The following is a 444-nucleotide window of genomic DNA, read 5'->3' on the forward strand; positions in this document are numbered from 1 at the left end:
CCTCATATAGATATTACAGACAATAACGCCAATCTGGTTCCGTTGGGAGAAATAGGATTGGGAGGCGGTTGGATAGAGACCGAGTTTGACGACCTCACCGTAACACCGATGGCGGATAACGCACTAAAGGATGTAAAAGTAGCAGAATATCAACAAAAAGCGACTCCGGCAGAAAAAGAGGAGAAACGCCGTCAAGAACGGGCTGCTTATACCCCCATAAAAGTGGAAGCACTCACCGGAAGCCGCACAGATATCACGTTGAATGGCAACTGGTTATTCATGCCGGACTATCAACTAGCCAACAAGAACAAAGCCATATCGACAGAAACGAATGATCAGGATTGGCACATTATGTCCGTCCCTAACTTCTGGACACCGATCCGCATCTGGCTGCACGGCGAAACAATGCCTTCTCCCAAAGGCGCACAACCCAAAGGCGTATCG

Annotated in this window: 1 pseudogene; it reads left to right on the top strand. The window is 48.6% G+C overall.

Annotated features, from left to right (window positions below):
- Positions 1-444 (top strand): annotated as a pseudogene (locus AB5935_RS25155) (glycoside hydrolase family 2); the annotation flags it as partial.

The sequence above is a fragment of the Phocaeicola sp. RTP21198st1_B8_RTP21198_201120 genome, from assembly GCF_040929485.1.
Taxonomy (GTDB): Bacteria; Bacteroidota; Bacteroidia; order Bacteroidales; family Bacteroidaceae; genus Phocaeicola; species Phocaeicola dorei.